Source organism: Streptomyces caeni (genome assembly GCF_042678285.1).
Classification (GTDB): Bacteria; Actinomycetota; Actinomycetes; order Streptomycetales; family Streptomycetaceae; genus Streptomyces; species Streptomyces caeni.
Genome location: NZ_JBHUDX010000072.1, coordinates 29103 through 54893, shown reverse-complemented (window position 1 = coordinate 54893; position 25791 = coordinate 29103). Strand labels below are relative to the sequence as shown.

Sequence of the window (25791 nt, the reverse complement as noted above, 5' to 3'; positions counted from 1 at the left end):
TGGGGTGCGCTTGTCCACAGGCATCCACAGTCGACCCAAGGTTATCCACAGGCTGTGCGGAAGATCTGTGGACTGCGGAGTTGATCAATCCGAATGGCCCGCGGGGGGCGCAGAATTCCCGGTTCAAACCGCTATTACATGCACTTTCGGGTGGAAAAGGGTCGCCCCGAAGTGTTGGTCGAAAGAAACGGGTGGACAACTGTGACGGACGGGGTGATGGACGGGCGGAGGAGTCGTAGGGAGATTTGTCGACCTCGTGATGCCATGTTGTCGACTTGTCCCCAGGTCGAGAAGCCCACCTGTGGATAACTTCTGTGGACAGCGAAAATCTGCAGGTAGGACCGGACGCCCTGACGCTGACAGTCTAGAACCGGCCGTCCTGGCAGCGTGCCACCCAGTCCGCAGCCGACACGAACTCGTCGTCCGACGTACCGGGCCGCGGTGCCCGCGCGTCGCCCGGCCCGATGTCCGCCCGCGGGTACGAGCCGAGGAAGCGCACCTGCAGGCAGATCCGCTTCAGCCCCATCAGCGCCTCGGCGACCCGGCGGTCGGAGATATGGCCCTCGGCGTCGATGCAGAAGCAGTAGTTCCCGATGCCCGCACCCGTCGGGCGTGACTGCAGCAGCATCAGGTTGATCCCCCGCACGGCGAACTCGCCCAGCAGGTCGCGCAGCGCCCCGGGGTGGTCGTCGCGCTGCCACAGGACGACGGAGGTCTTGTCCGCGCCGGTCGGAGCGGCCGGCCGGGCGGGCTTGCCCACCAGCACGAACCGCGTCTGCGCGTTCTCCGCGTCGTGGATCCCGGTCTCCAGCGCCTCCAGGCCGTAGCGCGCGGCGGCGAACTCGCCCGCGAACGCCGCGTCGTACCGGCCCTCCTGCACCAGTCGTGCGCCGTCCGCGTTGGACGCCGCCGACTCCCAGACCGCGTCCGGGAGGTTGTCCTTCAGCCAGTTGCGCACCTGCGGCTGTGCGGCCGGGTGCGCGGTGACCGTCTTGATCTCCGAGAGCTTGGTACCGGGCCGGACCAGCAGCGCGAAGGTGATCGAGAGGAGCACCTCGCGGTAGATCATCAGCGGCTCGCCCGCGACCAGCTCGTCCAGGGTGGTCGTGATGCCGCCCTCCACCGAGTTCTCGATCGGTACGAACGCGGCCTCGGCCTCGCCGCCGCGGACGGCGTCGAGCGCGGCCGGAACCGACACCATCGGGACGAGCTCCCGGGTGGCGGCCTCGGGCAGCGTACGGAGAGCGACTTCGGTGAAGGTGCCCTCGGGACCGAGATAGGCGTAACTGGCTGGCATGACCTCACCCTAATAGGCCCGGCGGGCCTTGGCTCGCCCCTGTGGAAACCGCGGCCTGCCTGGGCACATGTCCCGCCGCGGTACCCGTGACGGCCGCGGGTCCGCCGGACGGCCCGCCGGCCTTTGTCCCGTCCGTCCTTCTCTCATCCCTCCAGCAGCCGCTGCCCCACGTACTCCCCCTTCGCGGCCCCGCCCGGAGCCGCGAACAGGCCGCTCGCCTCGTGGCGGATGAACCGCGACAGCGCATCCCCCCGGTCGAGCTTGCGCTGCACGGGGACGAAGCCGCGCAGCGGGTCCGCCTGCCAGCAGACGAACAGCAGGCCCGCGTCAGGGGTCCCGTCCGCGTCGAAGCCGTCATGGTAAGAGAACGGGCGGCGCAGCATGGCCGCGCCCCCGTTCTGGTCGGGCCGGGTGATGCGGGCGTGCGCGGTGAGGGGCACGACCGGTTTGCCGTCGGCACCGGTCCGCTCCAGGTCCATCGCGGTCGTCTCGGTGCCGCCGCTGAGCGGCGCCCCGTCGGACTTGCGGCGCCCGATGACCTCCTCCTGCGCCCGCAGCGGGAGCCTCTCCCAGTCGTCGAGGAGCATGCGGATGCGGCGCACCACGGCGTACGAGCCGTTCGCCATCCACGCCGGGCCGCCGGAGGAGGGCACGAAGACGCGCCGGTCGAAGTCGGGCTCGGCCGGCTTGGGATTCCGTGTGCCGTCGATCTGGCCCATCAGGTTGCGGGCCGTCATGGGGTGCGCGGTCGCGCCGGGGGAGCGGTTGAAGCCGTTCATCTGCCAGCGCAGCCGCGCCGCGCCGCCGGCCTCCTTCTGGACGGTGCGCAGGGCGTGGAAGGCGACGAGCGCGTCGTCGGCGCCGATCTGCACCCACAGGTCGCCGTTGCTGCGGCGGGGGTCGAGGCGGTCGGAGGAGAACTCGGGCAGCGGGTCCAGGGCGGACGGGCGCTGCTTCTCCAGCCCCGTACGGGCGAAGAAGCTGTTGCCGAAGCCGAAGGTGATCGTCAGGGACGACGGTCCGGCGTCGCGCGCGACACCGGTGTCGTCGTGCGCGGCGGTCTCGCCCGCCATCAGCCGCTCGGCGGTCGCCGACCAGCGGCGCAGCAGCGCGGCGGCCTCCTTGCGGCCCGCGCCCGCCGCGAGATCGAAGGCGATGAGGTGGCCGCGGGCCTGGAGGGCGTCGGTGATGCCCGGCTGGTGTGTCCCGTGGAAGGCCACCCGGTCCGTGCCGAGCGACGTCAGGGGGACGGTCTTCTCGGAGGGCGTCGCGGCGTGTCCGGCGACGGCTCCCGCGGTGCCCAGCACGATCCCGGTGGCGCCGGCGGTGCCGAGGAGCCGGCGCCGGGAGATCGCCCCTTGGGGGGAGGGAGCGCCTGCGGCGGTCTTTTCGGGGGTGCCGTTTGCGGGGGCGGCCTTCTCGGCGGAGTGCTTCTCGCCGGGACGGCCCTGGCTCTTCCGGGGACGGGCGTTCTGGGAGGACGCGGGGGGCGTGGACTGGTCAGCCATGGTGAGGTTCAGCCGATCTGCGCGTTCTTGTTCACGGTCACTTGGTCGATGTCGGACGTCCGCACGGTCACCGCGATCCTCCAGTCGCCCGCCATGGGGATCTGCACGCCGCTCGCCGACCAGTGGCCGGTGGCGATGTGGTCGGGCACGACGGGCAGCGGGCCGATGCCTTTGGCCCCGAGCGTGAAGGCGACCTTCACCTCGGGGACGTCGAAGGCCTTGTCGTTCGGCCGCACCACGTAGAGGTGCATCTCGTTGGTGCCGGCGCGGGCCGGGTCAAGGGAGAGTTCCACGGTTCCCTTGCCGTCCTGGCCGCCGGTGTCGAAGGGGAACTTCAGTGCCAGGGAGCCGGTGGAGGGCTGGGAAGTGGACGCGGTGGCCGCCCTGGCCGCCTCCTCCGTGCGTCCCGGTTCGGTGCTCGTGAGCGCGGTGGTGACGGCGAGCAGCACGATCGCCACCCCCGCCTCGGCGAGCACGGAGCGGCGCAGCCCCGAACGGACGGGGTCGGCGTCCCGCATCCGCCGGGCCCGCGCCGTCGCCACCGCGGCCTGCTGCCGGGCCAGCTGGGCGGCGCGCGTGGAGCGCCCGGACGCGCCGGAGGCCCGGCTCCCAAAGCCGCGTTGCTTGCCGGAAGCCCCGGCGCCTCCGTTCTTGGCGGAGCCCCCGCTCTTCGCGGACGCACCGCTCCTGGCCGGGGACTTCGCCCCCGCCGACTGCTTCTTCTCCGCGGCGCGGCGACGTTCCGCCGTACGCCACGCCGCCACCGCGGACGCCGACGCCTCCGTCAGCTGCGCCGTCCAGCGCCGTGAGACCCAGGCGAGGCCGACGAGCACGGCGACCAGGCCGACCTTGGCGAGCAGCAGCCGTCCGTACGTCGTTCCGGTCAGTGCCGACCACGACCCGAGCTGGCGCCATGCCTGGTAGACGCCGGTCGCGGCCAGCGTCACGACGCCGGCGAACGCGACGCGCGAGAAGCGCCGCACGGCCGCCGTCTCGATCAAAGGGGCCCAGTGAAGCGCGACGAGCAGGGTCGCGAGGCCGCCCAGCCAGACGGCGACCGCGAGCAGGTGCAGGACGTCGACCGGCATCGCGAGGCCGCTCTGGAGGCCGGTCGAGGCGTGCTCGGCCATGGCCCAGGTCGCCGCCAGCCCCGCCGCCACGACGCTCCCGCCGATGGCCAGCCCGAAGGTGAGGTCCCGCTTCTCGGCGGCGAGGTCGGCGTCCTTCTCAGAGGCACCGCCACGGGACCGGCCCTTCGTGCCACCGGTCCCACGCGGCTTGCCGCTGCCGCCGGTCGCCTCCTCGCCGTCCGGGTCCCGTTTGACGTAGGCCCCGAAGAGCACCGCGATGAACAGCGCCCCCGCGGCGAGGAGCAGCAGCCGGGAGACGAGGGCCGCCCCCGACTTGGTCTGCAGCACCTGCCCCATCAGGGACAGGTCGAAGATGTCGGCCACCTTCCCCGAACTCGTGTACGAGCCGCGCAGGAGCAGCAGCGCGAGTGTCGCCGAGGTGATCGCCAGCCACCCGGAGACCACGAGCCGCTGTACGGCCCGGACCCCGGCGCCCCGCTGCCAGCAGGCGAGCACGAAGACCGCGCCCCCGACCAGGACGATGAATCCGGCGTACGAGACGTACCGTGCGCATCCGTAGAGCCAGCCGACCACCCCTCCGCCCGCGGTCAGGCCGGAGACGGTGACCGTGGTCGCGGACGGGGCGCCGACGGAGAAGGTGAAGGCGCCGGAGACCGGGTGGCTGTCGGCGGACACCACCTGGTAGGTGACGGTGTAGGTGCCGCGGGGCAGCCCCGCGCGCACCTTCACGCCGTACACCGTGCCGCTCTGATTGAACGCCTTGCCGGTGTCGACGCGCTGCCCCCTGGGGTCGAGGACGCGCAGCGAGTCGCCGGAGAACGCGACCTTCTCGGAGAAGGTGAGCGTGACCTGGTCGGGCGCCTTGTCGACCACCGTTCCCTGGGCGGGGCCGCTGCCGATCAGCGCGGCGTGCGCGGAGGCGGGCGCGGCCCCGCCGAACAGCGCGCCCGCGACGGCGAGCAGCAGCGTCAGCAGCCCGCGGACCGCCCGGACCCGGGCTGTGGGGCCGGCGGCCGTGCGGACCCTCCTCCGGACGCGCTCTCGGACGTCCCCGCCGGGAGCGATGGCCTGCGTCACGGTGATGCCTCCCTCAGTGTCCGGTCATCGGCTGGTACGTCGCCGACTTCACCGGCATCTCGACGGTCACCGTTCCGGACCTGGCGAAGTGCAGCTGCACCGACACCTTCTCGCCCTGTCTGGGCCTGTGGCCGAGCTTTGCGAACATCAGGTGGTTGCCGCCGCTGCCGAGGACGAGCCTGCCCTCCGCGGGCACGGCGAACGACTTCTCCTCCCGCATCGCGCCACCCGTGGTGGAGTGCAGCGTGATGTCGTCGGTCAGGTCGCTGGTGACGGAGGTGAGGGAGTCGGCACCGCCGGAGTTGGTGACGGTGAAGTAGCCTGCGGCCATGTCGCCGGTGACGGGCTCCGGCATGTAGGCGCCGGTGACCTTCAACTCGGGCTTGGCCGCGGAGGAGCCGCCGGAGGCGTCCGAGCTCCCGCAGCCCGTGAGCATCAGTCCGGCCGCTATCGCCACGGCGGGGAAAAAAAGACGGCGGTTCACGGGTTCTCCCCCTTGATGATCTTCGGAAGGTCCTTGATGTAGTCGTCGACGGTGGCGTCCTGGCTGTACAGCACATAGCCCGCGTCGGTCTTCGGTGAGAACGCGACGACCTGGGTGCCGTGGGTGGACACGATCGTGCCGTCCTTTTCCTTCGTCGGCGGCTCGATGCTGATGCCGAGGGCGCGGGCGCCGGCCTGGATGGTGGCGAAGTCACCGGTCAGGCCCACGACCTGGGGGTCGATGCCCTTCAGCCACTTGGCGAGGGCGGAAGGGGTGTCACGGTCCGGGTCGGTGGTGATGAACACGATCCGCAGCGAGTCCTTCTGCGCCTGGCTCAGCCGCTTGTTCGCCGCCAGCTCCTTCTTGGCGACGGCGAGGTTGTTCATCGTCAGCGGGCAGACGTCGGGGCAGTGGGTGTAGCCGAAGTAGACGAGCGTGGGCTTGCCCTTGGTCTCCGCGCGGAGGTCGTACTTCTTGCCCCGGGTGTCGGTGAGGACGAGGTCCGGCTTCTCGAACGGCTGGTCGAGCACGGTCGCGGCCTTGTCCGAGCCGTTCTCCGCGGAGACCTGGACGACGGGCTTGTCTCCGCCGTCGCCGGATCCGCAGGCGGAGAGGGTGAGCGCGGCGGCGGCGAGGAGGCCGACGGCCGCGAGTTTCTTCTTGCGCATGAAAAACGTCCCAGAGGTAGGGGGTCTCAGGAGTCGGTGGTACGTCGGCGGCCGGCCAGAACGCCGTACGCCACGCCCACCGCGCCCACGGCGATGCCCGCGACGCCGAGCGCGCGGGCGGTGGTGTCACCGCCGCCGGAGGCCGCGGACGGGGTGTCCCCGGCGACCGACGTGGCCGAGGCGTTCTCGGCCGTGGCGCCGTCGCGGCCGGTGGACGCGGCGGTCAGCTCCAGCACCGGGGCGGGGTCCTGGGGCTCTTCCCGGCCTTCCTGCTGCGGCTCGATCCAGCGGACGACCTCGTTGTCGGAGTACGTCTGCAGGGCCTTGAAGACGAGTCGGCCGGTGTCCTGCGGGAGCGGGCCGATCGAGAGCGGGAAATTCTGGAAGTAGCCCGGCTCGATGCCCTTGCCGGTCGCGGTCCAGGTGACCTTGGTGACGGCCTCGTCGATCGTCAGGCCGTGCACCGCGACCGGCTTGTCCAGCTTCGACTTGGTGATCCGTACGGTCCAGCCCTCGACGGGCTGCGGCATCACCGAGGCGAGCGGATGGTCGGGCGGGAGGCTGACCTCCAGCCGGGTGGTCGAGGCGTTGTCGCGCTCGTTGGGGACCTGGAAGCCGACCGTCGTGTATCCGCCCTGGACGGCCTCGCCGTTCGGCTGCACGCTGACGTGCGCGGACGCGGGTGCGGACAGGACGAGGACGGCCGACGCGGCGGCGGCACCGGCCGCGGCGAGGCGTGCGATGCGGGACGACGCCTTCGGGGAAGCCGAGATGGCCTTCATGAAGAGCACTCCACTCCGAGTGAGAGTCGGTGGGGAAAGGGGCGCGTGCTCGGGGGGCGGCCACGGCCGTGGTGCCTCACGGGCACGCGCGCGTGCCGCACGACGGCATCCCCTCCGCACGGACGAGTGGAGTGGCGCGTCGCGTCAGGCAGCGAGCACGTACGGAGTGGGGGAGGGCGGCCCGCGCCGGATCACCGAGTGCTGCAGGGCGGACGCCGGCGGCTTCGGCGGTACGAGGAAGGCGGTGCGGGGGGCGCGCGGTCCGGTCCCGGGCGCGCCGGGGAGCCCGCTCAGCAGGACGCGCACGAGCGTGAACGCCGCGCGCAGGGACCGTACGAGCGCCCCCTCCGCGAGCTCCTGCGCCGACAGCCGCAGGAGCCCCAGAAGCGCGATGTCACCGCGGCGCAGCACCCAGCCCGCGGCCACGGCCGCGAGGACGTGACCGAGCAGCATGGGCACGGACGGCAGCATGGACCCGGGACCGGCCATCGTCGCCAGGGCGTCCGCCGGGTGGTGCACGGCGGACGCGTCCACGCCCGTGTTGAGCCGCGCGTCGGCGAGGATCTTCTGGGCCCGCGCGGGAGAGAGCGCCGCGGCGCTGGTTCCGCACATGATGCGCGCGGCCCGTTCCACGAGCGTGGCGTCGGCCGTCGGCGTCGCGTGCCCGCTCATCGGCACGGCACCCCAGCGCTGCCCGAGCTCGAACAGTGTGTGCAGCAGGGTCTGGCCCACCGCGAGGAACGCGACGATGCCCGGCAGGGTCCGCTCCCGCCCGGCGAGCCCGGCGGCGACGGCGAACACGGCGAGGAAACCGGCGCCCAGCGTCCACACCGGAACCGCGGCGCAGGAGGCGAGCCCGTGCCCCGTCGCGGCCAGCACGACGCAGACCGCGGCGAACACCGCGGCCCGCAGAAACCGGAGATCGTATCCGGTGCGCGCCGTGCGCGGGAGGGGGGCACTCATGGCGGCCTCATCATCGCACTGGCCCCGCGGGCGCCGTACGGCAGGTCCGCAAGGCGACATACATGCGGTAATCGGATGGGCGATCCGGAAGATCATGTTGTGGCGCGGGCCACCTCCGCATACACCCCGTGCGGCCCCGGCGCATCCGCCGTATGGGCGGGATCTCATGGATCCTGCGAATGCCCTCGGGCATGCGTGGCAATACGTAACGGTATGTCGAGCCGCGGCCAGGAGGCTGGAGCATGAGCATCTGGTGGTCACTCCATCTGCGGCGCGAAGCTGCGAGCGTGCCGCTCGCCCGACGGCTCCTGATGGGCACGATGGAGACCGCGGGCGTCGACCCGGACATCTCGTACGACCTTTCCGTCGCCCTCAGCGAGGCGTGCGCCAACGCGGTCGAGCACGGCGGCGACGGCGCACACGGCGGTACGTCCGAGGCGTACCGGGTCACGGCCTACCTCGACGGCGAGAGGTGCCGCATCGAGGTCACCGACGCGGGCCCCGGGTTCCCCTCCGGCAGATCCCGCCCCGCGCTGCGCCCGGCCCGCGTCGACGCCGAGCACGGCCGCGGCCTGTGCCTCATCCAGGAACTCGCCGACCACGTCCACATCGGCAACAAGCCGGGGCGCGGCGGGGCGGTGGTCAGCTTCGACAAGATCCTGAAATGGAGGGAAGACTCCCCTCTGATGGCGGTCTAGCACCGGCGGTGAGGGCCAAGGGGCGGGCGATTAGGGATGTGACCTGCTGAAACGGGTCGCGCCGTGGTGTGTGGGTACAGGCGCGCGCCCTGCTCCGGTGGCCGCAGTCAGGCTGCGCGGGCACACGCAGGGCACATGCCGGAAGGTTTCGCCTCGGGCGGTGTGCCCTCGGGGTCCGTGGGCGCGGTGGCAGCGGTCGCCGTTGTGCCCGCTTGGGCGAGCGCCGCATCCATCGCCTTGCGCGTACGCGATTCGCTGTTCGGCATCAAGTGCGTGTATGTCCGCAGCGTGAAGCCGGGGTTCGAGTGGCCGAGGTACTCGGACAGCGCCTTGATGCTCTCGCCCGCATCGAGGAGGACGGACGCGTAGACGTGGCGGTAGGCGTGCATGCCGTCCTCGGGAGCTGCCGCGAAGCGCGGGGAGCCCTTCTCGCGTGGCGGGATGACGCCGACGGCGGCGAGAGCACCTTTCCAGGTGTACTGGTCGAAGATGCTGCGGCGGTACGCGCGCTTCTGCTCGTCGGTGAAGAGCAGCCAAGACGTGCGCTCCTCGCCGTCGGGCTCGGCCCACGGCAGCGTGACCTCGACCGGCGGGAACTCCTTCATGCGGGCCTTGAGGGCCTCGGCGAGCGCGTCCGGCATGGGGACCGTGCGGAGCCGGTTGCCCTTGGGCAGGGCGAACACCATCGTCGAACGGACCAGCTTGAAGTCGTCCAGGGCCTGGCGGTTGAACGCGTCGATCTGCCGGTCGACCACACCGGCGCCCTCAAGGGTGGACGTCATACTCGCCCCTTTCTTTCCGAGGCGTCTGGGCCGCGCAGTGCGCGGGAGACCTCGTCGGGGGAGTCCGCCGAGATGTGGACCGTCGTCACTTCGACGGCGTCGCCGTCCGCGAGGTGGACGAGGACCGGCGGATCGAGGTGGATCCTGACGTTGACCGATCCGCCGACCGAGCAGGCGAGGGCCGAGGGGTCGTCGGGCACACGTCGCAGCCCTCTTCCCTCGATGGTCCGCATGCCCCGCGAAGCCGAACGGACCGACTCGCGGGGCAGCACGATGTCTCCGAGGAACCCCGTACGCAGGGCGACTTGTGACGACGAAATGCTGTGGGGATACCGGGCCATGGTCGCCAGGACGCTGAATCCCAGCAGGATCAGCAGGGCTTCGAGGACCGCGTGGGCCGGCCGCGCAGGCGGAGGGACCATCCGGGAGACGAGGAAGGCCAGAGGGATCTCCGTCAAAGTCAGGACCATGACCATCTGGCGGACCTCAGGCGAATGCCTGATCCGAACAGCCTCCCGGACTCCCGCCTCCAAGGGGCGCCGCAGGACCCACGCCGCGAGGGACCTCGACAGCACCACCGCCTGGTTCCGCACGGGAGGCTTCGGTGTGACACGGATTTCCGGCAAGTCGGGCACTGCTCGGCTCCCGTCCGTGGACTGATCCGCGCGAGTCATGTCCGCCCCCGCCCGTCCTCAACTTGTGTACTCACCGTGCGAGCCCCCATTTTCACCTGAGTCTAAACAGTCGCGTGGCGACAGTAACCCGCGCATGATCCGCGTGCAACTGAGATGAAGAGTGAGTACCGTGATGTTTCACCTCGGTGGGAAGCCGTGGGGACGTAAGAACATCGCAAGTGCGGTGAGGGCGGAGGCCGCGGTGGACGAAGAGCCGGACGAGAAGCTGGCCGACAGGCTCAATCACCTTTTCGCGACGGTGCGGGCGAAAGGTGGCCAGGAGTACAGCAACGAACAGGTGGCCTCAGCCATCAGGGATGCCGGCACACCCATCTCCCAGAGCTACATCTGGCAGCTGCGCAAGCGGAAGAAGACCAACCCGACCCTCAAGCACCTGCAGGGCCTCGCCAACTTCTTCGGGGTTCCCGCGGCCTACTTCTTCGACGACGAGGTCGCCCGCAACGTCGACAGCAAGCTGGACTCGCTGCTCGCCGAGCAGGCCCGTCTCGCGCAAGCGGTCGACAACGGCGAAGTCCGGCTGATGGCTCTGCGGGCCGGGGAACTGTCTCCCGCGCGACGCAAACAGGTGATGGAACTTCTGGACGTCGTCTACAGGTTGGAGCAAGCGGAACACGGGAACGCCGAAGAGAGCTGACCGACCAGTCAGCAACATGGCAAGGGGGAACTCCACTGCACTCGCCGCTCGCTGCGTGGGACGGATGGTTGAAGGAACGCCGACTGCGTAAGAACTGTCGACGCGATCTTCAGGCTCTGGGCATCCAGCCGCCACTCGACGTCAACGAACTGTGCACCCTGCTCGGCAACAGACGCGGACGGCCACTGCGGCTGGTGCCCTACCCGCTGCCCGTGCCCGGCCCCTACGGCGCCTGGGTCGCAACACGCAGCGCCGACTACATCCTGTACCAACAGGAGACCAGCAAGGCCCACCAGGACCACATCATCCTGCACGAGATCGGGCACATCCTCGCAGGCCACCGAGGAGAGTCCGCGAACGACGACACCGAGAACGAAGGCTGCGCGAACGACTGCAGGCAGGGCGACCTCGAGGGGCCCGGACCGGACGCCGTCCAATACGTCCTGCGTCGCACCTCGTACGACGAGGCACGGGAGCGCGAAGCCGAGCTGATTGCCACCATCATCCTGGAATGGGCCTCGGTGCTCGACCAGGTGGCCCCGCCTCCCGTCGCGCAGCCTGACCTGCGTCGAGTCCAGACCGCCCTGGGCGACCGGCGGGGCTGGCTGTGAACCTGCGGATCACCGCCGCCTTGGTCGTGCTCCTGCCGGCTGCCCTGTGGAAGCTGTACCAGCTCTACAAGGCGCCCAGGGACCGCTCACTCTTCGCGGTCACCGTGTGCGTCGCGTGCACCGGGGTTTCCTTCTGCCTGGGGCTGCCCTCCGTCAGGCTGTCGGTGGACGCCGCGCTGGGGGCGGGCATGGCCCAGCTGATCTCGACGGTGCTGCTGCTCGATACCGCGTACTGGCTCATGTGCTTCTATCTGTGCTCCAGCACGGACCGGCAGCGTGCGCGTCGCCGCACCCGACGTGAAGGCCAGCGGGTGGGGCTCGTCGTGGTCGGCATCACCTGGGCCACCCTGAAGACCCAGGGACAGGCACACGGTTTCTCCTACTGGACCCCGGACGTGCACGTCCCCGAGGCCACCGCCCTCTTCACTGTTGCCGACCTCTACCTCATCTACGCGCTCGGGACCGCGCTGCGCTGGACCTGTCGATTCGCGCGCATGTCCACCCGGTCGATGGCGACTGGCCTGCGGCTGACCGCGCTGTCACTGAGCCTTATGACGGTCGCCGTCGCACTCCGGCCGCTCGCAGTCGTGATCTCCCGGTCCGGCGCCGACCTCCCGTCCGGCACAGCCCAGGCGAGCACCGTCGTGCTGGCCCTCTCTCTGCCGCTTCTGGCGGTCGGGCTCAGCTACCCGAGCATCGTCACCAGGCTGACCGCGCTGCGCCTCTGGCAGCACCGTAGAGAGTCGTACCGGAAGCTCCGCCCGCTCTGGACAACCCTCCATGATGCCTTCCCCGAAAACGCACTCAGACGTACGGCGGGCGGCCCCGGCCGCGAAGCACTATGCGTCCGCTCGATCCACCGTCGCTACTACCGGCGCGTCATCGAGTGCCGCGACGGGCTGGTCACCGCCAGCCCCTACCTGGTGATGCTGGGGGTCAGCGAGGACGCGCCCCCCGAAACCGTCGCCCGCGTGCTGCCCACGGCGCTGCGCGCATGCGTCACCGACCCGGCCGGAGCCTCTCCCGCGGTCGCAATGGCGCTGCCGACCGCCAACAGCCTCGATGCCGACGCCCGGCAGCTCGTGGCCGTGTCGCAGGCGCTGGAGGCCGGGCGTTGAGTCGTCCGCTGTCTCATCGGCGAGTGCGTCGCCGCGCCCTCGGCGCTCGCATACGAAACCACCGTCGGCGCTGCGACTGCTGATCTGCAGGCGATAGCCGCCCTCACCCGCCCGAGGGCCTACGCGGCCTCATCACCGCGCTGACGGCCGAGGCCGATCACGGGTGCGTCCTCGTCACCCGTTTCTTCACGTCGGCCAGAGGCATCCCCCGAGGACCCGGTCACCTGCAGCTCTCATACCGCGCTCGGCCTCAACTGGTCGGCGCGACTTGGCCTTGTCGAGTGCCCGCCAGGGTCTCCAACCGCCAATCCGGCCGACCAGGAACGGCGAAGTGCGCTGCAGCGATGCGGATGCATGACGCAGGTACCCACGGTGGCTCGCCTCGACGAAGCTGCCAGTTGACGCCCATGTATGCGTCGCACCGGTCGATGCCTGTCCAGGGCCCGGCATCACCGGGGTCGCGTGGCCTGCCACCTTCCAGCCGGACTGTTCATCAGCCGGTGGGGGGTCCTGATCCCCCTCGCGCTGGCCCGCGACACGAAACGCCGGGGTGAGCTGCGCAAGGCGGTCGACGGCGTGGACGGCGACCACCCCGACGACGTGCATCCAGATCACCGACCAGGACATCCTTGGCGGGCACATCCAGGGCACAGCGCAACGGAAAACACCACGGACCAGTGAGAACTACCGAGCGTAGTTTTCCCTGGTCCGCAGTGTTTTCGCAGCGAACCCGCAGGTCACCGCCCACCCCCCTCCAATTGATCCTGAAGTGGAAGAAGGACGCCCCTCTGGTGGCGGTGTAGCGAAGCCGGCGGCCGTGCAGCTCACCGGCGGGGGGCCGGCCGAGAGCCGGCGGGCCGCTCGCGCGAAGGCCGGGTACCCGCCGTCGGCACCCGGCCACGCACCTGCCTGTCAGCCCTTCACAGACGCCTTCAGGGACGCCATCCACGCCACGACCTCGTCGGAGCGCCGCGGCAGGGCCGCCGAGAGGTTCCGGCTGCCGTCCTGCGTGACGAGGATGTCGTCCTCGATGCGGACGCCGATGCCGCGGTACTCCTCCGGAACGGTCAGGTCGTCCGCCTGGAAGTACAGGCCCGGCTCGACCGTGAGCACCATGCCGGGCTCCAGCGTGCCGTCCACGTACGTCTCCGTGCGGGCGGCCGCGCAGTCGTGCACGTCCATGCCGAGCATGTGGCCCGTGCCGTGCAGGGTCCAGCGGCGCTGCAGCCCCAGCTCCAGGACGCGCTCCACCGGGCCCTCGACCAGGCCCCACTCGACCAGCTTCCCGGCGAGCACGCGCTGCGCCGCGTCGTGGAAGTCGCGGTACTTGGCGCCCGGCTTCACCGCCGCGATGCCGGCCTCCTGGGCCTCGTACACGGCGTCGTAGATCTTCTGCTGGATCTCGCTGTAGGTGCCGCTGACCGGCAGCGTGCGGGTGACGTCGGCGGTGTAGTACGTGTGCGTCTCCACGCCGGCGTCCAGCAGGAGCAGGTCGCCGGAGCGGACGGGGCCGTCGTTGCGCACCCAGTGCAGCGTGCAGGCGTGGGGTCCGGCCGCGCAGATCGAGCCGTAGCCGACATCGTTGCCCTCCACGCGCGCACGGAGGAAGAACGTTCCCTCGATGTAGCGCTCGCTGGTCGCCTCCGCCTGGTCGAGGACCTTCACCACGTCCTCGAAGCCGCGCACCGTCGAGTCGACCGCCTTCTGCAGCTCCCCGATCTCGAACGCGTCCTTGACCAGCCGCATCTCGGAGAGGAAGACGCGCAGTTCCTCGTCGCGCTCGGCGGTCACCTTGTCGGTCAGCGCGGCCTCGATGCCCGCGTCGTGGCCGCGGACCACCCGGACCGGGCCGGTGGCCTCCCTCAGCTTCTCGGGCAGTTCGCGCACGTCCGCGGCGGGGATGCCGTGGAGCTGCTCCGCCTCGGCGAGCGAGTGGCGGCGGCCGACCCACAGCTCGCCCTGGCCGGAGAGCCAGAACTCGCCGTTCTCACGGTTGGACCGGGGCAGCAGGTAGATCGTCGCCCGGTGGCCGCTCGTCCCGTCCGCGGCCGTCACCGGCTCCAGCACCAGGACGCCGTCCTCCGTCTGGTTGCCCGTCAGGTACGCGTACTCGACGGAGGCCCGGAAGGCGTAGTCGGTGTCGTTGGAGCGGGTCCTCAGATTGCCCGCGGGGATCACCAGGCGCTCGCCCGGGAAGCGGGCGGAGAGCGCGGCGCGGCGGGCGCGGGTCTCGGCGGCCTGGGCGATGGGCTGCAGGTCGTGCAGCTCGGTGTCGGCCCAGCCGGACTTCATGTTCTCGGCCAGCTCGTCGGACACGCCCGGGTACAGGCCGTTCTTGCGCTGCTTGACGGGCTCCTCCTGGGCAATCTCCGGGGTCTCCGGGAGCTCTTCTGCCACGGTCATCCTCCTAGATGCGGCACTGGACCCCGTCCATCGTACGGTCGTACGGGCGGGGCCCAGGGCGGAAGAGGAGCTACCGGATGCGCGCGCCGAGGGGCCCGGCGGGTGCTTGGCGGGGCCCGTCGGTGGCTTGGCGGGTGCTTGGTGGAGGCTCGTCAGCGGCTCGGCAGGGCTCGACGGGGCGGTCAGGGATCACTCGAACCGCGCCGCCAGCAGGATCACGTCCTCCGCGCCGTCCTCCCCCGGCCGCGGCGCGACCCGGCCGGATCGCGCCGCCGCGACGGCCGGCTCCTCCGGCAGTATCGCCCGCAGGATGTGGTCCACGACCGCACCCGGGTCGGTGCGCACCGGCCTCGGCACGCCCGCGGCCGCCGCGTGCAGCCGGGCGAAGGCACGGTCCATCGGGTCCCCGGTGCGCCGCAGCAGGCCGTCGGTGTAGAGCAGCACGGTCTCGCCGGGCTCCAGGGCCACGTCGATGCTCGGTGCCTCCCAGCAGGCCAGCATTCCCAGGGGCGCCGACAGCGAGGTCTCCACGAACTCGGTGCGGTGGGGACCGACCAGCAGCGGCGGGCTGTGTCCGGCCCCGGCCAGTGTCACCCTGCGCGTCGCGGGCTCGCAGTAGGCGAACAGGGCGGTGGCGGAGCGGGCGGGCTCGGTGAGCCTCAGCAGCAGCTCCAGGTCCGAGAGGACCGCCACCGGGTCCTCGCCCTCCATCACCGCGTACGCGCGCAGCGAGGCCCGCAGCCGCCCCATCGCGGCCAGCGCGCTGGGCCCCGACCCGGTCACGGATCCGACCGCCAGACCGAGGGCGGCATCGGGCAGCGGCAGCGCGTCGTACCAGTCGCCGCCGCCCCGCGGATCGGTGCGGCGGCGCGCGGCGAGCTGCACGCCGGCGATCCGGGGCAGCCGGGCGGGGAGCAGTTCCTCGGCGATCGTCCTCATGCACGCGCGCGTGCGGTCGGTCTCCACGAGCCGCGCCAGATGCTCGGTCGCGTAGCGGGCGTAGCGGGCGGCGAGGTGGCGTTGGCGCTCGACCGGCTCCGCGGGCTCGTCGTAGAGCCACACGGCGGCACCGAGCCGGCCGGCCGCCTCGGTGGACAGGGGGAGTGCGTAGCTCGCGGCGTATCCGAGCCGGGCGGCCACCTCGCGGTGGCGCGGGTCGAGCCCGTCCTCGGAGAGCAGGTCGGGCTCGGCGATCTCGCGCTCGCCGCCCGGCAGACCGTCGAGGATCCTGCCGTAGGACATCGAACTGCGCGGCACGGTCTCGATGTGCCCGAGGTCGGCGCGGGCCAGGCCCAGGCCGATCGTCGTGTCGGGGCCGAGACCGTCGTGGGGCTCCAGCACGACAAGACCGCGCCGGGCGCCCACGAGGGCGGCTCCGGCGCGCAGTAGTTCCTGGAGCGCTTCGGCGAGTGAGTCCGTGCGTGCCAGGCGTTCGGTGAGTTCGTGGAGGGTCGTGAGATCCGAGACCCAGGCCGCGAGCCGGTCCTGGAGCAGGGTTCCCGGGGCGACAGGGGCGTGCGGGGTGGCCGGAGGGACGCCCGTGGCGGCAGAGGTCGGCGTGACAGTGTGTGCGGGCGGGGGAACCATTGAATCGATTCCAGCCACTTTCGGAGGGTGAGGGGCGTTCATGGTGACCGGCCTTCGGACCGGTGCGTAGTGCTCGATAGCATCGCAAACCCCCATGTCAATCTGCGCCGCTAGCAGTGTCTCCACATGTACACGCACTCGTGAGGAGATGTCCAGCATTGTCCTGCTGAGATTCCTGGTGTCCGCGGGGTTCCCTTACTCTCTTACGGAAAAGCAAAGTTGGCCTAAAATAGCCTCGGGTGTCGCCCCATTGCGGTCGACTGGCCTTGTTCGACAGAGCGTCACAGCGGTCGTGATGGGTACGTACTCGGTGAAGGCCAGGGGTGGTTGGGACCCATCCGGAACCTGGCGCCGGACCCGGGCGTCTTAGCCACCGACGGCCGAGCCCCATCCTCCTCCGATGGAGGCGGCGAGTAGGAGCGGGACTGCGAATCGCCAGGCGCCGCCACCCCACGCCATGCCCATGATTGTGGTGGGTGCAGTGTGGACGCGGACGCAGCCAACGCTCGGCCCAGAGGGGTTCCCCCTTGTCCAAGACAGGGGTGTGATGCGCCAGCAGGTACGCACGGTGAAGTGATCGACACATGGTGTGACATGGTCCTCGGTGTTGCCAGGCGTGCAACGGAAAGGAACGAGCGCTCATGCGCGAGATCCTCGGAAGGCGACGCAGGCTCCTGTCCAGGCGGAACGGCGGGAGGCCCGAGTCGATCAGCGCGGCCCTGACCTTCGCGACCGCGTGGCGGTGGCCCGTTCTCCCGGGTGTGGCGCCGGATCCGCAGGGGCGAGCCCGCTGCGGCTGTCCCGACCCCGAGTGCACGGTTCCCGGCGCGCACCCGTTCGACCCCGGGCTGCTGGCGGCCACCACGGACGAGCGCATGGTGCGCTGGTGGTGGACCAACCGGCCCACCGCGCCGATCGTGCTGGCCACCGGAGGCCAGGCGCCCTGCGCCGTGAGCCTGCCCGCCCTCGCGGCCTCGCGCGCCCTCGCCGCGCTCGACCGGAAGGGCATGCGCCTCGGCCCGGTCGTGGCGGCGCCGCACCGCTGGGCGATCCTCGTGGCGCCCTACTCGATGGAGCAACTGGGCGACCTGCTCTATGCCAAGGACTTCGTACCGGGATCGCTGCGCTTCCACGGGGAGGGCGGCTATCTGGCGCTGCCCCCCTCCGAGACCGGCCATGGGGAGATCCGCTGGGAGCGGGCGCCGCTGCCCGGCTCCGCCGCGCCCTGGGTGCCCGATGTGGAGGCCGTGGTGGACGCGGTCGTCGACGCCCTCACTCGTACGGGTGTGAGCGCGCCCGAGTTGTAGGTGTCGGGCGCGCGGCGGAACCGGGCGCCGGTGATCGGCGGATATCTTCGGCTCATGCTGATTCGTCCTGGGGGGCACGGGAAACAGGAGCAGGAGACGGGCGTGCCGGGCCAGGGCCGGCCCGAGCCGCACAGGCTGCGCCTGTTCGCGCTCATGGGCGTGGTGACGGTCGTGGCCGCGCTGCCGCTCGCCGTGGCCTCCGCCGGGCCGGTGGGTGACGCGGACCGTGACGCGATCCGCATGCTCCCGCACGATGACGCGAAACGGCCGACCTCCGCCCCCTCCGCGAGGCGACTGGGCCTCGGTGCGGCCACCGCGTTCCGCTGTGGTCCCCAATTGTCCTCCCGGGAAGGCGTCGAGGCGCAGACCTGCGTCATGACACAGGACCGGGAGACCTGGGCGCGCACGTACTACCGCAACGCCACCGGCGGCCGGCTGATCTCCGTCCTGAGCTTCATGGGGCCCGGTGGCCGCACCATCGAGATGCGCTGCCCGGTGGCCGCGGCGAAGGACCCGAAGACCTGTGAGACACCGCGGCAGCGCGTCGCGGGCGCACCGAGCGCGTACTCGGCGGTCGTGGAGTTCGCCCGCAGCGACGGGAGCGGACCGCTGATGCTGCGCTCCGGAAGCGACGCGACCGGGCCGAGAGGACGGTAACGGGGCGGCATCTCAAGACAGTTGATGTCTCAACCCGTTTCGTCCACATGCGTGCACATGGAAAGACCCGGTTGCTGGCGACGGGGGATGCACCAGCAACCGGGCTAGTGGAACGGTAACAAGAGATCGGCGGTTCGCAAATTCGATCTCGGCTATTCGGACACGGATTTACCTGTCGCAACGGGTACTTGTGACGGGAGTCACCCGTGGGGAGGCTCCCGTACCGGCTGACCGGTCGGTCGGGCGATCTCCGGAGGTCAGCTCAGCGTCACCTGTCGGTTGGTCAGCCCGCCACGGGCCCGGCGCTCCTCGGCGGTGAGCGGTGCGTCCGACGCCAGCGCGGCCGTGAGGCGCTCGGTGAACTCGGCGGCCGGCTTCTCGACATCCTCCGCGCTCATCGTGCTCGGCAGGTCCCAGACCGGCACCGTGAGCCCGTGCGCGCGGAAGGACCCGACCAGGCGCGTGCCCTCGCCGAGGCCCGACTGCCCGGCCGACTGCAGCCGCGCGAGAGCGTCCAGAAGCTGCTCCTCCGGGTACGGCATGACCCACCGCAGATGGTTCTTGTCCGGGGTCTCGCACCAGTACGCGGCGTCGACACCCCTGAGCTTCACGGTGGGGATGGCGGCGGCGTTGGCCCGCTCCAGGGAGGCGGTCACCTCGGGCGTCGCGTTCTCCACCTCGGGGACCCAGAACTCGAAGCCGCTGTGCACGACTGGCTCGAAGGCGCCTTCGGGGTCCAGCAGGTCCTGGAGGCGCGGACTGTCGGAGGGTGCGCGGCGGCCCTTGACCGGGGAGCCCGGTTCGGCGGTGAGGGCACGCTGAAGGGTGTCCGCGAGGTCGCGGCTGAGGTCGCCCGACGCCGTGTCGTTCTGCAGGCCGAGCAGGACCGAGCCGTCGTCGCGGCGCAGCGCGGGCCACGCCATGGGGAGGACGGTGGCGAGCGTGACCGACGGGACGCCGTCGGGGACGATGCCTTCCCTGAGCTTCAGCTCGACGGTCGCCGCCGGCACCAGCTCGCGCAGCGCCACCCAGTCGCACTCGCCGGGAAGTCCCTCGAACGGGCGCTGCACCAGCTCGGTCGCCGCGTGCGCTGCGGCCCGGCCGTGACATGCCTTGTAGCGGCGGCCGCTGCCGCAGGGGCAGGGCTCCCGGGCGCCGACGACCGGAACATTCCCCTCGGCACCTGCGACGCGGGCACCGTCGGTGGACTGCGGGCGCTTGGCCTTGGTCTGGGGTCGCTTCTTGGCCATCGTGGGTGTCTCCCGGTTACGGCTCGTTTCGTACGGGCGCGAGCCTAGCCGCTCGTACGACGGTCGACGGGACCCTGTGGACAACGGCACCGCGTCGTCTGTGTGAGGTGTCCGCCGACGGGGTTCCAAGCGCCCGGCGGCAGTGCCCGAGAGCGGGCAGGCGGGCCGCGGGCGCGGCGGTGCGGTGCGCAGTGGTGCGGTGCGCAGTGGTGCGGTGCGCAGTGGTGCGGTGCGCAGTGGTGCCGGGCCGGGACGGGCGGCGGAGCGCCTCCGGAATTCCGGCCGTCCGTGACGGCGGCGTTCGTACGGACAGCCGTATGCACGGGCAGCCAGCCGTATGCACGGGCAGCCGGATGCGTGGTGCTTCCGGCCGAGTCGCCGCGGCGGCCGCCCGCCCTGACGCCGATTCAGACGTACCGTGCCGGCGCGCTCGTGGCGCCCGGTCGGAAGCTCTGGCCGGGCGCCCGGCCCGGAAACCCGCTCGGCACCTTGCTCGGGGTCTTGCCCAGGCGGCCCTTCGTGCCGGTGCGTAAGGCACGCCTCGCCCAGGACCCGGTCAGTCCAGGTCGTCGAACGTGTCGGAGAAGTCCAGCCTCGTCATCTCCGACACGGAGGGTGCCGTCACGCGCGTGGCGAAGTCGTCGCGCCGGTTCGCCGAGGCGGCGTCGTCCTGGACGATGACCCACACCGTGACCTCACCGTGGACGTCGTCCCGTACGCCCCAGTCCTTGGCCAGTGCCGTGATGATGTTCAGCCCGCGGCCGCCGCGCGCGGTGACCGAGGGCGTCGACGGCACCGGACGGGTCGGTCCGCCGCCGTCCGTCACCTCGACCGTGACACGTCCGGAGACGTCGACACGCCACGCGGCGCGCACGTTCCCGTCCCCCGCCAGGCTGTCGCCGAGTGGTCGGCCGTGGCGACAGGCATTGCTGAGCAGTTCCGAAAGAATCAATACGGCATCATCGATGACCGATTCCGACACTCCACCGGTACGCAGTTGTTCGCGCATCCGGTGCCGTGCCTCCCCCACGCCTGCAGGACCATGGGGCACGGCCATGCTTGACGACGTGGGCACCTCCTGTGCCACCACCAACGCCACCCCCGAGACCTCCTTCGCCCCACGCCACGGTGTGAATGCCCCCCTGGACCGGACCGGAAACCGACCCCCGTCCCGCTGCGGACGCACTCACACCGGTCGAACGCGGAACGAACGCGCCGGTGCACTCCCCGTAGTCGAGTGGCTCGATTTCCCTGCTTATGTGGGGGAATAAGGGGCGGGTGGGCGCGGGTCGCTCAGCGGCCGAGCTGGCTCAGCACCGCCCGCGGACGGTTGGTGATGATGGCGTCGACGCCCAGTTCGGCGCAGAGCCGCACGTCCTCGGGGTCGTTCACAGTCCAGACGTGCACCTGGCGGCCGGCCTGCTTCAGGCGCGTGATGTAGGCCGGATTGCTGCGCACGATCCGCATCGAAGGGCCCGCGATCCGGACACCCGCGGGCAGCCGCCCGTCCCGTAGCCGAGGGGAGAGGAACTGCAGCAGGTAGACCGTCGGCAGGGTGGGGGAGGCGGCCCGCACGCGGTGCAGCGACCGCGCCGAGAAGCTCATGATCCGTACCGACGACGCACCCGGGGACTTTGGGGCGTCCAGGCCGAACCGCTTCAGCAGAAGCAGCAGCCGCTCCTCGACCTGTCCCGCCCAGCGCGTCGGATGCTTGGTCTCGATGGCCATCTCGATCGGGCGTCCGGCGTCCGCGACGAGTTCGAGCAGGCGCTCCAGGGTGAGGACGGAGGTGTGCTCGCGGTCCTCCGGGCGGTGCTCCCAGTCGGGTTCCTCGTCGCGGCTCTTCCAGGAGCCGAAGTCCAGGGCGGCGAGGTCGGCGAGCTCCAGGGCGGAGACCGCGCCGCGGCCGTTGGACGTACGGTTGACGCGTCGGTCGTGCACGCAGACCAGGTGCCCGTCCGCCGTGAGCCGGACGTCGCACTCGAGGGCGTCGGCACCGTCCTCGATCGCCTTCCTGTACGCGGCCAGGGTGTGCTCGGGGGCGTCTTCGGAGGCTCCGCGGTGGGCTACGACCTGGATCGGGTGCTGTCGTGCGTGGGTCACGGCGACATGGTGCCACCGTCAAGGGGAACGTGTGGGACCGGAGGGCGATGCAAGAGCGTCGGGAAGGTGTCGGGGATGGGGAATGTTGTTTCATCATGTCCGATATAAAGGGTGGTCCGGGACCCACAGCCGCCGCTTATGGTGCCCTGACGCCCGGTGGGAAAAGCTTGACGGCGTACACAAAGACGTGCACAGCCGAAACGCGCCCGGCGCCGCCCAGGACGGACGAGCGCGAGCGAGGGCGACCCAGTAGACCAGCCGTGGAATGAGGAGAAGAGCTGTGAGCACCGAGAACGAGGGCACTGCGGTACCCCCGGCCCCGTCTGCACCTCCCGTGCCGGTGGACGCTCCTGCTTCCGCGCCGGGGGCGGTTCCCCAAGGCCACGCGCCCTCCGCAGGGGCCACCGGCCAGGCAGCGGGGAGCACTTCGCCCGCGGGCGGCGCACCGTCCGCCCCGGGCGCTCCGCAGCCGGAAGGCGCGCCGACCGCGCAGCTCCCGCCCGTGCCTCCGGGACATCCCGGGGCCTCCCCGGCTGCCGAGGCGGGCTGGCCGCCGCCTCCGCCGGCCACCCCCGCGTACACGGGAGGCGGCGGAGCGGGCGGCGCCTGGGGCGCCTCGTACCAGGACCCCGCCCCGAAGCCGAAGAGGGGCCGCGGCGGGCTGGTCGCCGCGGTCATCGTCGCCGCGCTGGTCGCGGGCGGCGTCGGCGGCGGCATCGGCTACCAGCTGGCCAGGAACGACGACTCCACCGGCTCGACCACCGTCTCCGCCGCCACCAGCGGCGGTGATGTCAAGCACACCACCGGGTCCATCGCGAACGTGGCCGCCAGCGCGCTGCCGAGCACGGTGACGATCGAGGCCGAGAGCACCAGCGGCCGGGGCGGCACCGGCACGGGCTTTGTCTTCGACACGCAGGGACACATCGTCACCAACAACCACGTCGTCGCGGACGCGGTCGACGGTGGCAAGCTCACGGCGACGTTCCCCAACGGCAAGAAGTACGACGCCGAGATCATCGGGCACGCGCAGGGCTACGACGTCGCCGTCATCAAGCTCAAGAACGCCCCGTCGGACCTCAAGCCCCTCCCCCTCGGCGACTCGGACAAGGTGGCGGTCGGCGACTCGACGATCGCGATCGGCGCGCCCTTCGGCCTGTCGAACACGGTGACCACGGGCATCATCAGCGCCAAGAACCGCCCGGTGGCCTCCAGCGACGGCAGCGCCACCAGCAGGGCCTCGTACATGAACGCCCTGCAGACGGACGCCTCGATCAACCCGGGCAACTCCGGAGGACCCCTTCTGGACGCGAGCGGCGCGGTCATCGGCATCAACTCGGCGATCCAGTCGACCAACGGCGGCGGCCTGGGCGGAAGTGGCCAGTCCGGCTCGATCGGCCTGGGCTTCGCGATCCCGATCAACCAGGCCAAGTACGTCGCCCAGCAGCTGATCAAGACGGGCAAGCCGGTCTACGCGAAGATCGGGGCCTCCGTCTCGCTGCAGGACAGCACCAACGGGGCGAAGATCACCGACCAGGGCGTGGGCGGATCGGCCGCGGTCGAATCGGGCGGCCCCGCGGACAAGGCGGGCCTGAAGCCGGGCGATGTGATCACCAAGCTCGACAACAGGGTGATCGACAGCGGCCCGACCCTGATCGGCGAGATCTGGACCCACCAGCCCGGCGACAAGGTCACGGTCACCTACGAGCGTGACGGCAAGTCCCACACGGTCGAACTCACCCTGGGCTCCCGCGTCGGCGACAGCTGACCCTCGCGGCCGGTCCCCGGAGACCCGGGCGCCCATACGGCCGTTCCCTTCGTCCCCGTGCCCGCCGATCACGGCGGGCACGGGGCGGGCCGCCCGAGAGGCCTCAGCGGGCCCGGCGACATGGAACCGCATACCCGCTGGTCAGCGATCCTCTGGCGCCCGGGTCCACCCCGGCAGCCCGAAGGACCTTGGCCACGGTGATCGCCTCGTATGGGCAGCTACCCCGGTCGCCCTGGCGGGGGACGCTCGGAAGCCCCGGGATCCCCCGCCTGATCAGTACACCGGCCATGATGACCCCTCCCGTGATCATTGCTGAGAGTTGGTCTCCCATCGCGTTGGGCGGCAATGGTCGTGGTTGCTCGACCGACAGGTTGCGCTGGGTTCGTCCGGTAAAGATCTTCGATTCAGTGGGACCGTGATCGGCTGTTGTCCCTCCCTTGAGCGGGGCTCCTCGCCGGGCCCAGTGGCCTGGGTCAGTCGAAGAGGGCCAAGACTCCGATCACCCAGACCGCAAGGAACGCAGAGGCCCCCACCAGGCAGCCGATGCCTGCCAGCACACCGCTGACCGACCAGGGTCCGGAAGGCGCCTCGTACTCCTCCTCCAGGGCGTCCCGGTAGGAGGCGGGGTCGTCCCAGTCGACGGGGTGCCCCAGCTCCTCGGCGCAGGCGGTCCGCACCGTGACCAACTGCCCCTTTGCGAAGGAGGTGGCAGCCATCGCCTCCGGGCCGCGCCAGGCGAGGGCCTTCATCCGCCACCCGGGAGACCCGTACCGTGCCTCGAAGGCGGCGGTCTCGTCGGCGTCGCGGTCCTCTTCGAGGTACATCCAGCGTCCAGCCTCGGCGGCATCGCCGTAGAGCCGATACACCTCGGCCAGACGCCGGCGGAGCGTCAGGTCGTACGGGAAGGACGAGACGAGACCGCGCAAACGTTGGCGCGCGACGGGAACCCGGCCAGCGGCCAGGTCTGCATCGACTCGGGAAAGGGTCTCTCTCAGGGGCATGAACGCATGATCGAATACGGTGGTGACCGGTGTCGAACCGGTTTCCCCGCTCGGCACGCACTCGTTCTCGACAGTGCCGGCTGAGCCTCACTGACAGGACACCGCCATTCGCGGGACAGCCCTCAGACGCCCATGCGGCAGCATGGGGGCGCCAACCGCTGCGACCGTGACCGTCGCCCTCAGGAGCGGAGCAGGGCCAGTGGACCCCGTGCGGACCACTGACCCCGCGCGAAGCCCGAGGCCGGTACGCTGTACCCGCTCCGCCCCTGGTGGGCCGGGGCGCAGGTGGGTTGCCCGAGCGGCCTAAGGGAACGGTCTTGAAAACCGTCGTGGCGCAAGCCACCGTGGGTTCAAATCCCACACCCACCGCGCATGTGAACGGCTCCTGACCAGTACGTATGGTCAGGGGCCGTCGCCGTGTCCGCTGCCCGCCGGGCACCGCTGTTCCCCCTGGTTTCCCGCTCGATCGGGCACGGATGGGGCACGCCGGGGGCACGGGTCCGGAGGACTGTCCGGCCGCCGGTCCACGGCCCGTCAGCGGTTGATCGGGATCTCGTAGACGATCTCGCAGTGCGCGGCGGGTACCACGATGTCCGCCGTCTCCACCGGGCGGCCGTCGTCGCTGTAGTACGTCCGCCGGATGTGCGTGACGAGCCCGGCCTTCTGGATGCCGAGCAGGGATGCCTCCTCGGCGGTCGCCTGCCTCGGCTCCGGCTGCTCGACGGCGTGGCTGACGGTGACCCCGATCGCGGCCATGCGGTTCACGACCCCGGCGCCTGCGTGCGGTCCGCCCTCGGGGAGGACGACGAGAGAGCCCGCGGTGAGTTCGTACGGCTCCCAACTCGTCGACAGCTGCACCGGCCTGCCGTCCGCCAGGAACTCGTACGTCGTCCGGACGCACAGCTCGCCCTCGGCGATCCCGAGCCGCGCCGCGATGTCGGCGGGCGCCGGCACCTTGGCGTCGGTCCGGCTCTCCCAATCGCCGTGCCTGCCGACGGCCTTCATGTCCGCCCGGAACGGCGACCCGGTGGGCTGCTCACGCGCCGACGACCGCACAACTCGCACCCGTTCCCGGGGCTCCGCGACGTACGTGCCCGACCCGGCGCGGCCTTCCAGAACGCCCTGGGAGATCAGCAGCTCCTGTGCCCGGCGCACCACGTTCTCGCCCACACCGCACTCCTGGCCGATCTGGGCGCAGGAGGGCAGGCGGTCTCCCGGCTCCCACACGTGCTCCGCGATCCGCCGCCGGAGTTCGTCGGCGATGCGGAGATAGGGCGGCTGCTCAGGCATATGGAAAATCTAGTCCACTA

General features: G+C 71.1%; 22 protein-coding genes, 1 tRNA gene and 1 pseudogene. 8 read left to right on the top strand and 16 right to left on the bottom strand.

Translation table 11 applies throughout. From position 1 onward, the window contains the following. Nucleotides 1-364: 364 nt before the first annotated feature. The 7 genes from pheA to ACFSL4_RS24715 all read right to left on the bottom strand — a co-directional run bounded on the left by pheA (nt 365) and on the right by ACFSL4_RS24715 (nt 7870). Nucleotides 365-1297, bottom strand: a complete 933-nt coding sequence (gene pheA / locus ACFSL4_RS24745; protein WP_381087010.1) for a prephenate dehydratase — start codon at nt 1295-1297, stop codon at nt 365-367. A gap of 143 nt (nt 1298-1440) precedes the next feature. After that, nucleotides 1441-2805, bottom strand: a complete 1365-nt coding sequence (gene efeB / locus ACFSL4_RS24740) for an iron uptake transporter deferrochelatase/peroxidase subunit (protein ID WP_381087007.1) — start codon at nt 2803-2805, stop codon at nt 1441-1443. An 8-nt stretch (nt 2806-2813) separates the two neighbouring features. Further along, nucleotides 2814-4973 carry a copper resistance CopC/CopD family protein gene (locus tag ACFSL4_RS24735; protein ID WP_381087004.1) on the bottom strand — a complete coding sequence of 720 codons (2160 nt, stop codon included), beginning with the start codon at nt 4971-4973 and terminating at the stop codon, nt 2814-2816. A 13-nt stretch (nt 4974-4986) separates the two neighbouring features. After that, nucleotides 4987-5457: a copper chaperone PCu(A)C gene (locus ACFSL4_RS24730; protein ID WP_381087001.1), complete on the bottom strand. Its 471-nt coding sequence runs from the start codon at nt 5455-5457 to the stop codon at nt 4987-4989. Further along, the gene (locus tag ACFSL4_RS24725; protein ID WP_381086998.1) at nt 5454-6125 is read right to left on the bottom strand and encodes an SCO family protein; all 672 of its coding nucleotides are present in this window, start codon (nt 6123-6125) and stop codon (nt 5454-5456) included. Before ACFSL4_RS24725 ends, ACFSL4_RS24730 begins: the two co-directional genes overlap by 4 nt. Before the next feature lie 26 nt (nt 6126-6151). Further along, nucleotides 6152-6907, bottom strand: a complete 756-nt coding sequence (locus ACFSL4_RS24720; protein WP_381086995.1) for a YcnI family copper-binding membrane protein — start codon at nt 6905-6907, stop codon at nt 6152-6154. A gap of 144 nt (nt 6908-7051) precedes the next feature. Next, nucleotides 7052-7870: a hypothetical protein gene (locus ACFSL4_RS24715; protein ID WP_381086992.1), complete on the bottom strand. Its 819-nt coding sequence runs from the start codon at nt 7868-7870 to the stop codon at nt 7052-7054. 242 nt (nt 7871-8112) lie between these two features. Here ACFSL4_RS24715 and ACFSL4_RS24710 point away from each other — a divergent pair, with 242 nt between their 5' ends. Beyond that, entirely contained in the window at nt 8113-8568 is a 456-nt protein-coding gene (locus tag ACFSL4_RS24710; RefSeq protein WP_381086989.1) for an ATP-binding protein, read from the top strand. Between the two features lie 107 nt (nt 8569-8675). On the opposite strand, the pseudogene ACFSL4_RS24705 reads toward ACFSL4_RS24710, so the two are convergent. After that, nucleotides 8676-9296 (bottom strand): annotated as a pseudogene (locus ACFSL4_RS24705) (tyrosine-type recombinase/integrase); the annotation flags it as partial. Between the two features lie 50 nt (nt 9297-9346). Then, nucleotides 9347-9808, bottom strand: a complete 462-nt coding sequence (locus ACFSL4_RS24700) for a hypothetical protein (RefSeq protein WP_381086986.1) — start codon at nt 9806-9808, stop codon at nt 9347-9349. 418 nt (nt 9809-10226) lie between these two features. On the opposite strand from ACFSL4_RS24700, the gene ACFSL4_RS24695 reads away from it, so the two are divergent. The 3 genes from ACFSL4_RS24695 (at nt 10227) to ACFSL4_RS24685 (ending at nt 12408) form a co-directional block, all read left to right on the top strand. Beyond that, nucleotides 10227-10679 (top strand): helix-turn-helix domain-containing protein, encoded by a 453-nt coding sequence (locus ACFSL4_RS24695; RefSeq protein WP_381086983.1) that lies wholly within the window; start codon nt 10227-10229, stop codon nt 10677-10679. Nucleotides 10680-10747: 68 nt separating this feature from the next. Beyond that, nucleotides 10748-11290, top strand: coding sequence for a hypothetical protein (locus ACFSL4_RS24690; protein ID WP_381086981.1), 543 nt, complete (start codon nt 10748-10750; stop codon nt 11288-11290). Next, nucleotides 11287-12408 (top strand): MAB_1171c family putative transporter, encoded by a 1122-nt coding sequence (locus ACFSL4_RS24685; protein ID WP_381086979.1) that lies wholly within the window; start codon nt 11287-11289, stop codon nt 12406-12408. The genes ACFSL4_RS24690 and ACFSL4_RS24685 overlap by 4 nt, the downstream gene beginning before the upstream one ends. Before the next feature lie 912 nt (nt 12409-13320). Here the strand turns inward: ACFSL4_RS24685 and ACFSL4_RS24680 are convergent. Together ACFSL4_RS24680 and ACFSL4_RS24675 are read right to left on the bottom strand one after the other, a co-directional pair. Then, nucleotides 13321-14811 carry an aminopeptidase P family protein gene (locus ACFSL4_RS24680; RefSeq protein ID WP_381086976.1) on the bottom strand — a complete coding sequence of 497 codons (1491 nt, stop codon included), beginning with the start codon at nt 14809-14811 and terminating at the stop codon, nt 13321-13323. Nucleotides 14812-15000: 189 nt separating this feature from the next. Next, the gene (locus tag ACFSL4_RS24675) at nt 15001-16557 is read right to left on the bottom strand and encodes a PP2C family protein-serine/threonine phosphatase (protein WP_381086974.1); all 1557 of its coding nucleotides are present in this window, start codon (nt 16555-16557) and stop codon (nt 15001-15003) included. A gap of 482 nt (nt 16558-17039) precedes the next feature. Between ACFSL4_RS24675 and ACFSL4_RS24670 the strand changes: the two genes are divergently transcribed. Together ACFSL4_RS24670 and ACFSL4_RS24665 are read left to right on the top strand one after the other, a co-directional pair. Then, complete coding sequence (locus tag ACFSL4_RS24670) at nt 17040-17705, top strand: bifunctional DNA primase/polymerase (protein ID WP_381086971.1); 666 nt, start codon at nt 17040-17042, stop codon at nt 17703-17705. A 54-nt stretch (nt 17706-17759) separates the two neighbouring features. After that, nucleotides 17760-18362: a hypothetical protein gene (locus ACFSL4_RS24665; RefSeq protein WP_381086968.1), complete on the top strand. Its 603-nt coding sequence runs from the start codon at nt 17760-17762 to the stop codon at nt 18360-18362. Between the two features lie 257 nt (nt 18363-18619). Here ACFSL4_RS24665 and ACFSL4_RS24660 read toward each other — a convergent pair whose 3' ends face one another. From ACFSL4_RS24660 to ACFSL4_RS24650, 3 genes are all read right to left on the bottom strand, one after another. Further along, nucleotides 18620-19612 carry a DUF5926 family protein gene (locus ACFSL4_RS24660; protein WP_381086965.1) on the bottom strand — a complete coding sequence of 331 codons (993 nt, stop codon included), beginning with the start codon at nt 19610-19612 and terminating at the stop codon, nt 18620-18622. A gap of 556 nt (nt 19613-20168) precedes the next feature. Continuing rightward, nucleotides 20169-20711: an ATP-binding protein gene (locus ACFSL4_RS24655; RefSeq protein WP_381086962.1), complete on the bottom strand. Its 543-nt coding sequence runs from the start codon at nt 20709-20711 to the stop codon at nt 20169-20171. 194 nt (nt 20712-20905) lie between these two features. Beyond that, complete coding sequence (locus ACFSL4_RS24650) at nt 20906-21715, bottom strand: glycerophosphodiester phosphodiesterase (protein ID WP_381086959.1); 810 nt, start codon at nt 21713-21715, stop codon at nt 20906-20908. A 280-nt stretch (nt 21716-21995) separates the two neighbouring features. Here ACFSL4_RS24650 and ACFSL4_RS24645 point away from each other — a divergent pair, with 280 nt between their 5' ends. Then, the gene (locus ACFSL4_RS24645) at nt 21996-23480 is read left to right on the top strand and encodes a S1C family serine protease (protein ID WP_381086957.1); all 1485 of its coding nucleotides are present in this window, start codon (nt 21996-21998) and stop codon (nt 23478-23480) included. 473 nt (nt 23481-23953) lie between these two features. Here ACFSL4_RS24645 and ACFSL4_RS24640 read toward each other — a convergent pair whose 3' ends face one another. Next, a complete protein-coding gene (locus ACFSL4_RS24640) occupies nt 23954-24481 on the bottom strand; it encodes a DUF6584 family protein (RefSeq protein WP_381086954.1) in 528 nt (175 codons plus the stop codon). Between the two features lie 284 nt (nt 24482-24765). Here ACFSL4_RS24640 and ACFSL4_RS24635 point away from each other — a divergent pair. Further along, nucleotides 24766-24850 (top strand) — tRNA-Ser (locus ACFSL4_RS24635). 165 nt (nt 24851-25015) lie between these two features. On the opposite strand, the gene ACFSL4_RS24630 is transcribed toward ACFSL4_RS24635, so the two are convergent. Then, nucleotides 25016-25771, bottom strand: coding sequence for a GntR family transcriptional regulator (locus ACFSL4_RS24630; RefSeq protein ID WP_381086951.1), 756 nt, complete (start codon nt 25769-25771; stop codon nt 25016-25018). Between the last annotated feature and the right edge of the window lie 20 nt (nt 25772-25791).